This window comes from Chryseobacterium sp. AG844 (assembly GCF_003182335.1).
GTDB classification, from domain to species: domain Bacteria; phylum Bacteroidota; class Bacteroidia; order Flavobacteriales; family Weeksellaceae; genus Chryseobacterium; species Chryseobacterium cupriresistens.
Genome location: NZ_QGTV01000033.1, coordinates 18,045 through 29,508 on the forward strand (window position 1 = coordinate 18,045; position 11,464 = coordinate 29,508).

The window sequence follows — 11,464 nt, forward strand, 5'->3', positions numbered from 1 at the left end:
GTTATAATTAAAGTATTTTTAAGTATGCTTAAATCACTTTTCAATTGGAAAGTTTTACTGAATTTAGTTGTAGCCATCGGTGTTTTCGTGGGGCTTGTATGGCTTACATTTCGCTGGTTGGAGTACCATACTAATCACGGTCAGGAAATTCCTGTTCCCAATATTGTAAATAAATCGGTGCATGATGCCGTTAAAATATTAGATGATACAGGGCTGGAATATGAAGTAGACAGTGCCAATTATGATCCTAAATACAGACCATTCCAGGTATTGCAGGTATATCCTGCGCCAGGTTCCCGTGTAAAAGACGGAAGAACGGTAACGCTAAAAGTAAATCCGAGAACATGGGCTCCTATTGCGGTGCCGAATGTGATCAATAAATATTCGGGACTTGCATTCCAGAGACTGGATCAGGTAGGCCTTAAAATCGGAGATACGATTTATGAGCCTAGTATTCAGAAAGATGCTCTTTTAAGAATATTATATAAAGGAAATGCGGTAAATCCGGGTACCCGTTTACCAAGATTCTCTACTATTGATGTGGTAGTAGGATCCGGGCCGATGAGAAATATCTCGATTCCTAATGTTGTAGGACTTACAGTAAAAGAAGCAAGAGCTGTCATTACCAAAAGTATGTTTGAAGTAGGATTGGTAGAGCATGAAGATGGAGGTAAAGATGAGTCTGATATTATCTATTATCAGGATCCTGCTTCCGGCGATGTTCGTGACCAGGGAATGCAGATCGATCTTTGGGCAAGTAAGAGGACTCCTGCCGAATTAAGAGCTAAAGTAGAGCAGCTGAATTCTATCTATCGTATGAAAGTAGATACTTCACTTCCTCCGGTACGATATGAAGAAGTGCATAGTGAGCCAAGTTATGAAGCTCCGGTAGTACCAGCTCCTAGAAGAGAAACTCCAAAACCTGAAGTACCGAAAACTGAGACTCCAAAACCTCAGACTACCACTTCTAAACCTGCAGCCCAAAGTACAGAGAAGCCTAAAACTTCCACCACTACCTCTGCAGCAGGAAGTACAGCCAAGCCGGCTGCAACAACCACTCAGCAGCCTTCACAAAAGCCGAAAGCTAAGAAGGTTGTCGTAGAATAAAATCAGATTAATATCAAAAATACAGGCTTCAACTGCAAAATGTTGAGGCCTTTTGTGTAAAAAATATAAAACAATGTCAGAAGATAACGAAGATTTTTTAGATGAAGAATTATTAGATTCCAACAGTATCGAAAATATCGATATTGACGAGGAAAATAAAGGTTTGTATGAACATCTTAATATCACTGTTGACAGTAAACAGGAACCATTAAGAATTGATAAGTTCCTTTTAATATACAGACAGAATTCTTCAAGGAATAAAATTTCACAGACCTGCAGAGCCGGAAATGTTATCGTGAACGGAACTGCGGTGAAACAGAATTACCGGGTGAAACCGGGAGATCAGATTTCAGTTTTGCTTACGCACCCTCCAAGAGAAAATGTCATTATTCCACAGGATATTCCGGTGAATATTGTTTATGAAGATGATGATCTTGTAGTTGTAGATAAAGAAGCAGGAATGGTAGTACATCCCGGATTCGGAAACTGGGACGGAACATTGGTGAATGCGCTTGCTTTCCATTTTGAAAAGAACGGAGAGAAATCCGATCTTGACAGAGTAGGCCTTGTCCACAGGATTGATAAAGATACATCAGGGCTGTTGGTGATTGCGAAGAATGAATATGCATTGAGCTTCCTTGCCAAACAGTTCTTTAACAGAACTACAAAGAGACTGTACTGGGCTTTTGTGTGGGGAAATATGCAGGATGATGAGGGAACCATCAGAGGCCACATCGGAAGACATCCTAAAAACAGAATGCAGATGTCAGTTTATGAAGACGGCAGCCAGGGGAAACACGCTGTGACCCATTATAAAGTCCTTGAGAGATTCAAATATATGACCTGGGTAGAATGTAAGCTGGAAACGGGTAGAACCCATCAGATCAGAGCGCATTTCAGACATATCGGCCATACTTTGTTTAATGATGAAAGGTATGAGGGGCATACTCCTTTGAGAGGGGTAAATCTTCCCAAATACAAGCAATTTATTAAAAATGTTTTTGAAATTTTGCCAAGACATGCCCTTCATGCCCATACCCTTGGATTTATACACCCAACAACAAAGAAGGAATTATATTTTGAGAGCCCAATGCCCAAAGATATGGCGGATGCTGTAAAAAAATGGAGAAATTATTTGGAAAACTAAAAATATATTGAGATTTTTTTTATATTTGTTGAATTGAAATCAAGATTTGTTATGAGAAAACTATATGCTATCGTATGTTTAGCTCTTTTGTCAAATGCATACAAAGCACAAGAATCACTACCATACTATCAGCAATATCTTTTGGATGGTGAGTTCCTGTTCAACCCAGCTCAATACGGAAAAACAGATTACGTACAGCTCAACGCCAATTATCAACAACAATTTTCAAAATTCAGTAATTCTCCGAATGTACAGTCAATCGGGATCAATGCGAATATCTTTGATAGAGTAGGTGCTGGTATTTCCGTGTTCAGAGACAGTAACGGACCGATCTCTGCAGGTGGTATCACGGCTGGTGCTTCATATTTTATTCCGCTAAGTAGTGAAGGAGACAGAAAAGACCAGTTCTCTTTCGGTACAAGTGTTAACTTCTATAACATGAATTTTGATTATTCAAAAATCAATACTGAAGAAGGAGGTGACCCATTATTGAGAGGTGAAGAAAGCAACATCTTCATGGTGTATGCCAACTTCGGTTTGGCTGCTACCTACAGAGGATTATTCGGGGGTGTTTCCGTAAATGATATCGCATTAAGTAATGATGCCTCTATCGTAAACAACTACGAGCCTTCTCCAATTAAATTCTTCTTAAATTTAGGATACAACTGGAACATTGCTGATAATATTACCATTGCACCGTCAGCATTGATCAACCTTAACACCAATTCAACAAGAATGATCGACTGGAACCTGATGGCGACATTCTCTAACGATATCAACGCATTCTCTTTCGGGGTAAGCTACAGAACGGTTCAGAACAGATTTGACAATCAGGACCTGAGTATCTCTCCAATTGTAAAGGTAAGATTCAACAAATTCATGATCGGAGCTACGTATAACCTTGGATTGTCTGATATCCAGAGTTATGGAGGAAACAGCTTCATGATTGGTCTTGGATATAACTTCGACAACTTCATTAATGCTAGAGGATTTAGATACTAATTAATTTAATTTAAATAAATTTGAGCTCTGAAATTTTTCAGAGCTTTTTTTATGATATATATTCACATTCCGTTCTGTAAACAAAAATGCAGTTACTGCAACTTTCACTTTTCAACATCCCTGAATTTCAAGGATGAAATGCGTCGTGCCATGAAAACTGAAATACTGCTGAGAAAAGATGAATTGCAGAACAAAAACCTGAAATCCCTGTATTTCGGAGGGGGAACTCCTTCTATTCTTTCTGTGGATGAAATCAGTTCTTTAATAGGCGAAGTATTACGATATTTCAGTTTTGAAAAAGATATAGAAGTTACTCTGGAAGCCAATCCCGATGATCTGGATAAAAATTTCTTAAAACAGCTTGCCGGAACACCTGTAAACAGACTGTCCATTGGTACACAAAGCTTCTTTGAAGAAGATCTGAAACTGATGAATAGAGCTCACAGTGCTTCTGAAGCAGAAAGTTCCATCAAGCGGGCACAGGATTCCGGCTTTGAAAATCTGAGTATTGATCTGATCTATGGTTCACCCACATCCAATCTTGAAATCTGGAAAGAAAACCTTAATAAAACAATTGCTTTAGAAGTTCCCCATATTTCATCTTATGCATTAACTGTTGAGCCTAAAACAGCTTTAGAAAACTGGATCTCCAAAGGGAAAATAAAAAGTCCCCGGGAAGAAGAGCAAAACAGGGAATTCTATTATCTATCCGACTTTTTAAAAGATCATGGTTTTGAACATTATGAAGTTTCCAATTTTGCCAAACCTGGCTTTTACTCACGCCACAATTCTGCTTACTGGAAATACAATGAATATCTTGGAATAGGACCGTCAGCACATTCCTATAACGGATTTGATGTCCGAAGCTGGAATGTCGCCAATAATCAGCAGTACATCAAAAAACTGAATGATAAACTTCTTGCCAAAGAAGAAGAAATTCTTTCCCAGGAAGATCAGTTTAATGAAATGATTATGATTGGCTTACGAACCATCTGGGGAGTAGATCTTGAAAGTTTAAAAACTAAATTTTCAGAGAGATTGTTAGAACATTTTCATAGAGAAATCAAAGCTAAAATGGAGGAAGGTATTTTAATCATTGAGAATGAACATTTAAAAATTCCTGAAAAACATTGGTTTATGGCAGACGGAATTGCTTCAGATTTGTTTATTGTATAATGTTTGTATATATACAGCATGCCATAAAATTCACTATTTTTGTATAAAATTTCAACTCATTTGAAAACAAAAAAACAAGATTATTCACATCTTTCACCCAACCAGCCTATCGGAATTTTCGACAGCGGAGTAGGAGGTCTTACCGTTGCCAAAGAAATCAAGAGACTTCTTCCTAACGAAGATCTGATCTATTTTGGAGATACAAAGCACCTTCCTTATGGAGAAAAATCCAAAGATGCGATTATTGAATATTCTACTAAGATCACCAATTTTCTGCTTGAGCAGAACTGTAAAGCGATTGTTATTGCCTGTAATACGGCAACGGCTAATGCTTTGAATGAAGTGATGCAGTCTGTTGCAGGAAAAGTTCCTGTCATAGACGTTATTAATCCTGTGGCCGAAAAAGTATCATATGAAATCCATAATAATGTAGGCGTAATTGCTACCAAAGCAACCGTGAATTCAGGGCTCTACAAAAAGAGTATCCGAAAGCATAATAAATGGATCAAAGTAGACGAACTGGCAACACCTTTATTGGTGCCTGCTATTGAAGAAGGGTTTAAAAATCATCCGATTACTCATGCTATTATTTATAATTATTTAAGTAATAATAAATTAAAAAATATTGAAACTCTGATTCTTGGCTGTACGCATTATCCTCTTTTAATTGATGAGATTAAACAGTACTACGGAAACAGAGTCCGTGTCATTGACTCTCCGAATATTGTAGCCAATCATCTGAAGATCATTCTTGATAAGTATAATCTTTTACATGATCATAACTCAAAGCCTAATTATCATTTCTATCTTTCGGATATTACCAAGAATTTTGAGAAAATTTCAAAGAAGTTCTTTGGAAAATCCATTGACTTAGAATTGAAAGTATTATAAATAAAAAGTCTGCCTCATATTGAAGCAGACTTTTTTATTTGTGTTCTTTGTGGAATAATTAGTGAAATTTGTGTTTAAAATTACGCTTCCACAATTACTTTTTCAGCCTCCAGTCTTTTCTTTGGATTAAATTTAGGCTGGTTTGCATCTGCTTCATCTCTTTCCCCGATGGCTACAGCAAATAAAGTTTCGTATTTTTCATTATTCAGGATCGCATCATAACCTTCAGGTTCAATTCCTTCCATCGGAGTAGAATCTATTCCCATCGCTGCACAGGCAGATAAAAGAACTCCTAATGATAAATATACCTGATGTCCAAGCCATGATTTTATAGCCTCTTCTCCTTTAGGTTTTACCATAGTTCGGTAATAATTAACAGGGCCTTCTGGAAGGTTTTCCTCTATTTGTTTCTCAAAGTTTTCTATGTTTTTTATCACCTGAAATACAATGATGTGGCTGCTGTCCAACACTTTTTCTTTATTAAAATAAGATTTGTCCCCCAATTGCTTCTTCAGTTCAGGATCATTTACGAATATAAAATTCCATGGCTGGCTGTTAATAGATGACGGGCTTAAATTTAAAATCTCCTGAAGTACTGCAATTTGCTCTTCACTGATTTTTCCCTGTGGATTATACTTTTTTACAGTATACCTGTTTTTCATTTGGTCTAAAAAGTTCATAATTTTATACTATCATTTTTATAGTTACAAAATTAATTTAAGTTTCCTAACTTTGCAATAACGGTAAAAAATGATAGTATAAAAATGTATACAATAGATAATAAATCCTATCCCTGCTGTACCAGCGTTACGATGAAATTTATAGGTGGGAAATGGAAAGCAGTAATTTTACACCACCTTATCGGAGGAACTAAGCGTTATAATGAAATAAGAAAATCGATTCCTACCATTACGGAAAGAACATTGAGTTTACAGCTAAAGCAATTGGAGGAAGATGGAATTATTGACCGGAAAGTTTTTACAGAAAAACCACCTTTAGTGGTAGAATACGAGTTAACAGACTTTGGAAGAACTTTATTGCCTGTTCTGGAAGCCATAACAAAATGGGGTGAGGAGGCGCCGGTTATCTCCAAAAAAATAATCAGGAATTAAAGTTCCTGATTATCTTCTTTATTGGGTTCAAAAAAACTGAAACTTACGTTTCCGTATTTTCGGGTATCTGTTAAGTTGGGATGTTCCAGTTTCATACGGCTTTGGTGTTCCACGATAAGAACTCCGTTTTCTTTCAGATATTTATTATTTAACACTAAAGAAATCAGCTCGTAATACTTTTTCTCTTCCATTTCAAAAGGAGCATCAGAAAAAACAATCTCAAATGCCTTTTTATTTCTGAATTTTTTAAGCCAGTCGAAGACATCTCCTCTCTGCACATTGATCTGAAGTGCCATATCAAGCTCAGAAGCCGTAGTGTTGATAAATGCCGTATGTTTTGGGTTCATTTCCACAGAAGTCACATTCTGACATCCTCTGGAAGCAAATTCCAAGGTAATAGAGCCAATTCCTGCAAAAAGATCAAGAACGGAGATCGACTGCATATCGTATTTGTTTTCCAGAATACTGAATAAAGCCTCTTTCGCAAAATCGGTAGTAGGCCTTACTTCAAAGTTTTTCGGAGCGGCAATTTTCTTGGCTTTCCATTTGCCTGATATGATTCTGAACATATTGTTGTTAGGGTTTAGGTAGTAGATTATAGGAGGCAGGTGAATGTGTTTTAATTGCTGTTACCTGCAGCCTGTAACCTAATTAAGTATAAAATTTTTGTTGGGAATATTGTCAAAAACAATTTTCAGGTTTTTAACAAATTTCTGAAGTTCGGAAATAAACGTTTCATTTTCCGTAGTTTCTCCATAAGCATAAAAACTGGTTTCATTGATTCCGAAACCTATCTTGCTCAATGTAAACATAATGAAGTAAAGGAAATCTACTTCAGAATTGACATCCAGGTTATTATAAAGAATAATTTTCTTATTATCGATCGCAAAAAATTCACACTGGTTATGGTACAGATTAATATGAATTTCCTTACTGGTTTTATTATTGATCGAACTTAGAAACTTTTCCCCGGAGAAATTAAAATGAACCGGTAATGCCAGCTCTTTTATTTTCTTATAATAGTTTTTCGGGAAAGTATAATAAAACTGAATATTGAATTTTTTGTTGATCGAAAGCATCAGCTCTTCTTTTTCTCTGTCAGTCGGAGCGTTGAAAGCAATCAGATCAAATCCTGCCTCATGCTCAGAGAAGCCTTCCGGCATCAGGGTAAAATGATTCAATGCTGAAATCACATGGATCTCGTCGTAGCGCTGCTTAATAAGAACTTCGTCCAGCTTTTGGTCAATAAGATTGGCTGGTGTCTCTTCAGTAACGAAATAAGACTTTTCCTCCAGAATGTTTTTGTTTTTAACAATCTGGCAGATCAATCCGTCTTTGGTAAAAAGTAAATTAAGTACGTTCATATTTCAATTCCTGCAAATTTAGTGAAATTCTACCATTACCGCACCCGATTGATGGTGAAGTATTTCCTTATTATAAAAATCAATATTGACCTGACTCTCCAATACGTCCCGAACCATCCTCTGTAAAGTACCGTCACCAATTCCGTGAACAATTTCCAGTCTCTTCAGGTTGTTTTTTCTGCAAAACTCAATGACTTCAATCAGTTTTTCCTTTTGTATAAACAATCTTTCAAAGCTGTCATAGTCATTGGGATTCTTTACCAAATTATGAAAATGCAGGTCTAAAACCAAATGATTTTTCTGATGTTTCTTGGAAATGATTTTTTTAGGTTCCGCTTTTGTTACAACTCTTATATTTTCATACAGATCAGCATCTTTCGGAACCAGTTTTTCTTTGGGATATTGATGGGTAAAGCCATATTCATCTTTAAAAACGACAATATTACCCTTCACGGAAGTAATTACCCCGCTTAAATCCTCATCTACTACCGAAACCTTATCGCCGATCTTCATAATTTTTTAAAGGTTTGTATGAACCAATATTTGTGCAAAGGTAAAAAGTAAAATGGATGAACACAAACTCCTTTACCTTTAACCCCCCAAACTCTCAAACCCTTTCGCCTTTCACACTCTCGGTCCCAGTTCAATCACTTCAAGATCTCTGATTTCTTCACCATCCACCACAAAGCGCATCATTGTTCTCACTTTATGCCAACCCTGTTTCCCACAGGCTCCGGGATTCAGATGGAGGAGCTCATTTTTTTCATCATACATCGCTTTCAAAATATGAGAGTGGCCTGAAATAAACAATTTCGGAGCTTTTTCTGCCATTTCCTTTTTCGTAAGTGGAGTATATTTTCCCGGATAACCTCCGATATGGATCATGAGAACTTCCAGTTTTTCACAAAAGAAACGGTTCACTTCCGGAAATTCTGCCTGAATTTTAGCATTATCAATGTTTCCGTAAACGCCCTTCAGAGGTTTTATTTTTTCCAGCTGTTCAATGACATCCAGACTTCCGAAATCTCCGCAATGCCATACTTCGTCAGCCTGAGAAGCATATTCCAGGATACGGTCATCAATATAAGAATGGGAATCGGAAAGAAGAAGAACTTTTGTCATGTACTGCCATTTTTAAGAGTGCAAATATAAAGAAGCTTTTATCAATTTATAGGAGATCCTAATCGGTAATATTTCTTGTTTTTCTGATGGAATCCAGTTTCTTTTCTATATCCGCACTGAAAACCTTTTTCAGTTTCAGTTGATTCTCCGTAAGCTTTGAAATAACAAAAGTGCCGGTCATATTAGTATTAGAAGGGAAAACCAACGTTACTGTAGAGTCCGAAGTTTTTTTCCAGCTTCCGATGTAACGGTCCGGCTTTTCATTTTTTTTGGTAACAGGCTCTTCCAGCGTATCATATCTTAAAGTAGATTTAATCAGATTTCCTGTAATTTTTCCGTTTTTCTGAAATCTGATTCCTTCTCTTCTTGCTTCAAAACCATCCTGTTTTTCATAAGTATAAATATAAGTATCCATTTTACTGAGATTCCAGGTTTGCAAAAGCAAAGGATTGGCAGTTCTGTCCTGGGCTTTGATCCCAATGATAGCGAAAAGAGAGAAAATACAGATACAAATAGGCTTTTTCATGAATACAACTGATTTATTGTAAAGTTTTAACAACGCTAAAATTAGCATCTCTTAATATTTAGTAAATTTGGGAAAATTAAAATAAACAATGAAACAGAAACTTTCTTTTTTCATTTTTCTTTTAACCGTAGGATTAGCCAATGCGCAGGTTGAAGAAAAAAAACTGGATGAACTGATCCAAAATACCCTGAAAACCTTTGATGTACCGGGAATGTCGGTAGGCATTGTGAAAGATGGCAAAATGATCTATTCCAAAGGGTTTGGGGTACGTTCTCTTACAACAAAGCAGCCAATGGATGACAATACGCTGGTAGGGATTGCTTCCAACTCAAAAGGCTTTACCTGTACAGCATTAGCCATCTTAGCAGATGAAGGAAAACTGAACTGGGATGATAAAGTTTCAAAATATATTCCTGAGTTTCAAATGTATGATCCTTATGTTTCTCAAAATGTAACGATCAAGGATCTTGTTACTCACAGAGCCGGATTAGGACTTGGACAGGGAGATCTTATGTTTTTTCCGGAAGGAGGAAATTTAACCGTTAATGATATTGTGCACAATGTGAGATATCTGAAACCGGAAAATCCTTTCAGAACGAAACTGGATTATAACAATATCATGTTTATTGTAGCCGGAGAAGTTATCCACAGAATTTCCGGATTAAGCTGGGCGGAATTTATTGAACAGCGAATTATGAAACCTGTAGGAATGACTTCAAGTTTCGGAAGCTACAGCAGAGCAAAGGCTGTTGCCAATAAAATTGATGCACATGCTCCGGTAGACGGAAAAGCAATTGCTGTTCCCCACGACTGGAACGAAACGGGCAATGCTGCAGGTGGAATTATGAGTAACATTAAAGACATGACCACGTGGGCGGAATGTCTCCTAAATAATTTCACCACTAAAGATGGGAAAAAACTGGTTTCGGATAAAAATGTTCAACAACTTTGGAGCCTGCAGATTCCGGATAGGGTGGCTGCGAAAAATCCTTATGATACAAGTTTCTACGGATACGGTTTAGGATGGTTTCTGAGTGATGTGAAAGGACATAAACAGGTACAGCATACCGGTGGATTGATCGGAACAGTTACCCAATTTACTTTAATTCCCGATATGAAACTGGGAATTGTAGTATTGACGAACCAACAGTCCGGAGCCGCTTTCAACACAATTACCAATACCGTGAAAGATTCTTATCTTGGTGTTGCAGACAGAAACTGGCTGAAAACCTATAGCGAAAGAATGTCTAAAATGGAAGCCGAATTCAACAAACAAAAGAAAGACGCTTTTGCAAAATCTGAAGCCTTCAAAAAAGAAAAAGCGCAGCAGCCAAAAGCAGAACAGTTTACAGGAACTTACAATGATGTATGGTTTGGTGATGTAGAAATTACACAACAGGGAAATAGCTACAGAATTTCGTGCAAAAACTCTCCAAGGTTAAAAGGTGAGCTGCTTCCTTATTCCAATAATTCTTTCATTATCAAATGGGATGACAGAAGCTATGATGCGGATGCCTATATCATTTTCAGCTATGACGAAAACGGAAAAGTAGAATCTGCAAAATTAAAGGCGATTTCTGATGTAACAGATTTCAGTTTTGATTTTGATGATCTGGATTTGAAGAAGAAATAAAATAGAGATTATAAAATATTCTATGGAGAACGGGCTTGGGTCCGTTCTTTTTTTGTTTGTTAACCACGAATGCCACAAATTTATTCAGATAACACTCATTTTAATGATTATTGAAAATGAGAACTGAAATAATTCAATAGGAACGGGCTATCATCTTGAGCATAAGCTGAAAGGTTACGAACACCAGTTCAAGAAGGAAGCCCGTTTTTTCATGTTTACAACGATAATGGCTTTAGCGGAAGTTAACCACCCCGTCAAAAATTCTTTGAATTTTTGCCACCCCTCCGGAGGACTATCGTGTGGACAGATCTTTAAAGATTTTGTAAGCTTTGGCTATATCTTTAAAACATTTGAGTCCAATCCACAGGGTTGTAATACCCGGAT

Annotated in this window: 13 protein-coding genes; 7 read left to right on the forward strand and 6 right to left on the reverse strand. The window is 36.9% G+C overall.

Annotated elements, in window-relative coordinates; genetic code table 11:
• Positions 1 to 24: 24 nt before the first annotated feature.
• From DEU40_RS21390 to murI, 5 genes are all read left to right on the forward strand, one after another.
• A complete protein-coding gene (locus tag DEU40_RS21390; protein WP_110011723.1) occupies positions 25 to 1,107 on the forward strand; it encodes a PASTA domain-containing protein in 1,083 nt (360 codons plus the stop codon).
• Positions 1,108 to 1,180: 73 nt separating this feature from the next.
• The gene (locus DEU40_RS21395) at positions 1,181 to 2,254 is read left to right on the forward strand and encodes an RluA family pseudouridine synthase (RefSeq protein WP_171006329.1); all 1,074 of its coding nucleotides are present in this window, start codon (positions 1,181 to 1,183) and stop codon (positions 2,252 to 2,254) included.
• 51 nt (positions 2,255 to 2,305) lie between these two features.
• Complete coding sequence (locus DEU40_RS21400; RefSeq protein ID WP_110011724.1) at positions 2,306 to 3,256, forward strand: PorP/SprF family type IX secretion system membrane protein; 951 nt, start codon at positions 2,306 to 2,308, stop codon at positions 3,254 to 3,256.
• A 51-nt stretch (positions 3,257 to 3,307) separates the two neighbouring features.
• Complete coding sequence (gene hemW / locus DEU40_RS21405) at positions 3,308 to 4,432, forward strand: radical SAM family heme chaperone HemW (RefSeq protein ID WP_110011725.1); 1,125 nt, start codon at positions 3,308 to 3,310, stop codon at positions 4,430 to 4,432.
• A 60-nt stretch (positions 4,433 to 4,492) separates the two neighbouring features.
• Positions 4,493 to 5,323, forward strand: coding sequence for a glutamate racemase (murI, locus tag DEU40_RS21410; protein ID WP_110011736.1), 831 nt, complete (start codon positions 4,493 to 4,495; stop codon positions 5,321 to 5,323).
• Between the two features lie 80 nt (positions 5,324 to 5,403).
• Here murI and DEU40_RS21415 read toward each other — a convergent pair whose 3' ends face one another.
• Positions 5,404 to 6,003, reverse strand: a complete 600-nt coding sequence (locus DEU40_RS21415) for a nitroreductase family protein (protein WP_110011726.1) — start codon at positions 6,001 to 6,003, stop codon at positions 5,404 to 5,406.
• An 84-nt stretch (positions 6,004 to 6,087) separates the two neighbouring features.
• On the opposite strand from DEU40_RS21415, the gene DEU40_RS21420 reads away from it, so the two are divergent.
• Positions 6,088 to 6,435 (forward strand): winged helix-turn-helix transcriptional regulator, encoded by a 348-nt coding sequence (locus DEU40_RS21420; protein ID WP_110011727.1) that lies wholly within the window; start codon positions 6,088 to 6,090, stop codon positions 6,433 to 6,435.
• On the opposite strand, the gene DEU40_RS21425 is transcribed toward DEU40_RS21420, so the two are convergent.
• From DEU40_RS21425 to DEU40_RS21445, 5 genes are all read right to left on the reverse strand, one after another.
• Positions 6,432 to 7,004 (reverse strand): RsmD family RNA methyltransferase, encoded by a 573-nt coding sequence (locus tag DEU40_RS21425; protein ID WP_110011728.1) that lies wholly within the window; start codon positions 7,002 to 7,004, stop codon positions 6,432 to 6,434. The genes DEU40_RS21420 and DEU40_RS21425 overlap by 4 nt on opposite strands.
• A gap of 78 nt (positions 7,005 to 7,082) precedes the next feature.
• Positions 7,083 to 7,799, reverse strand: coding sequence for a DUF3822 family protein (locus DEU40_RS21430; protein WP_110011729.1), 717 nt, complete (start codon positions 7,797 to 7,799; stop codon positions 7,083 to 7,085).
• An 18-nt stretch (positions 7,800 to 7,817) separates the two neighbouring features.
• Complete coding sequence (locus DEU40_RS21435) at positions 7,818 to 8,312, reverse strand: Smr/MutS family protein (RefSeq protein ID WP_110011730.1); 495 nt, start codon at positions 8,310 to 8,312, stop codon at positions 7,818 to 7,820.
• A 111-nt stretch (positions 8,313 to 8,423) separates the two neighbouring features.
• Positions 8,424 to 8,921, reverse strand: a complete 498-nt coding sequence (locus DEU40_RS21440) for a metallophosphoesterase family protein (protein ID WP_110011731.1) — start codon at positions 8,919 to 8,921, stop codon at positions 8,424 to 8,426.
• Positions 8,922 to 8,979: 58 nt separating this feature from the next.
• A complete protein-coding gene (locus DEU40_RS21445; RefSeq protein WP_110011732.1) occupies positions 8,980 to 9,447 on the reverse strand; it encodes a hypothetical protein in 468 nt (155 codons plus the stop codon).
• Between the two features lie 88 nt (positions 9,448 to 9,535).
• Here DEU40_RS21445 and DEU40_RS21450 point away from each other — a divergent pair, with 88 nt between their 5' ends.
• On the forward strand, positions 9,536 to 11,080 hold the full coding sequence (locus DEU40_RS21450; protein WP_110011733.1) for a serine hydrolase: 1,545 nt from the start codon (positions 9,536 to 9,538) through the stop codon (positions 11,078 to 11,080).
• The last annotated feature ends 384 nt before the right edge of the window (positions 11,081 to 11,464 follow it).

Excerpts from the sequence above, each read along its gene's own strand:
- DEU40_RS21390 (WP_110011723.1), top strand. The coding sequence starts at position 25 with ATGCTTAAATCACTTTTCAATTGGAAAGTTTTACTGAATTTAGTTGTA.
- DEU40_RS21395 (WP_171006329.1), top strand. The coding sequence starts at position 1,181 with ATGTCAGAAGATAACGAAGATTTTTTAGATGAAGAATTATTAGATTCC.
- DEU40_RS21400 (WP_110011724.1), top strand. The coding sequence starts at position 2,306 with ATGAGAAAACTATATGCTATCGTATGTTTAGCTCTTTTGTCAAATGCA.
- hemW (WP_110011725.1), top strand. The coding sequence starts at position 3,308 with ATGATATATATTCACATTCCGTTCTGTAAACAAAAATGCAGTTACTGC.
- DEU40_RS21415 (WP_110011726.1), bottom strand. The coding sequence starts at position 6,003 with ATGAACTTTTTAGACCAAATGAAAAACAGGTATACTGTAAAAAAGTAT.
- DEU40_RS21420 (WP_110011727.1), top strand. The coding sequence starts at position 6,088 with ATGTATACAATAGATAATAAATCCTATCCCTGCTGTACCAGCGTTACG.
- DEU40_RS21425 (WP_110011728.1), bottom strand. The coding sequence starts at position 7,004 with ATGTTCAGAATCATATCAGGCAAATGGAAAGCCAAGAAAATTGCCGCT.
- DEU40_RS21430 (WP_110011729.1), bottom strand. The coding sequence starts at position 7,799 with ATGAACGTACTTAATTTACTTTTTACCAAAGACGGATTGATCTGCCAG.
- DEU40_RS21435 (WP_110011730.1), bottom strand. The coding sequence starts at position 8,312 with ATGAAGATCGGCGATAAGGTTTCGGTAGTAGATGAGGATTTAAGCGGG.
- DEU40_RS21440 (WP_110011731.1), bottom strand. The coding sequence starts at position 8,921 with ATGACAAAAGTTCTTCTTCTTTCCGATTCCCATTCTTATATTGATGAC.
- DEU40_RS21445 (WP_110011732.1), bottom strand. The coding sequence starts at position 9,447 with ATGAAAAAGCCTATTTGTATCTGTATTTTCTCTCTTTTCGCTATCATT.
- DEU40_RS21450 (WP_110011733.1), top strand. The coding sequence starts at position 9,536 with ATGAAACAGAAACTTTCTTTTTTCATTTTTCTTTTAACCGTAGGATTA.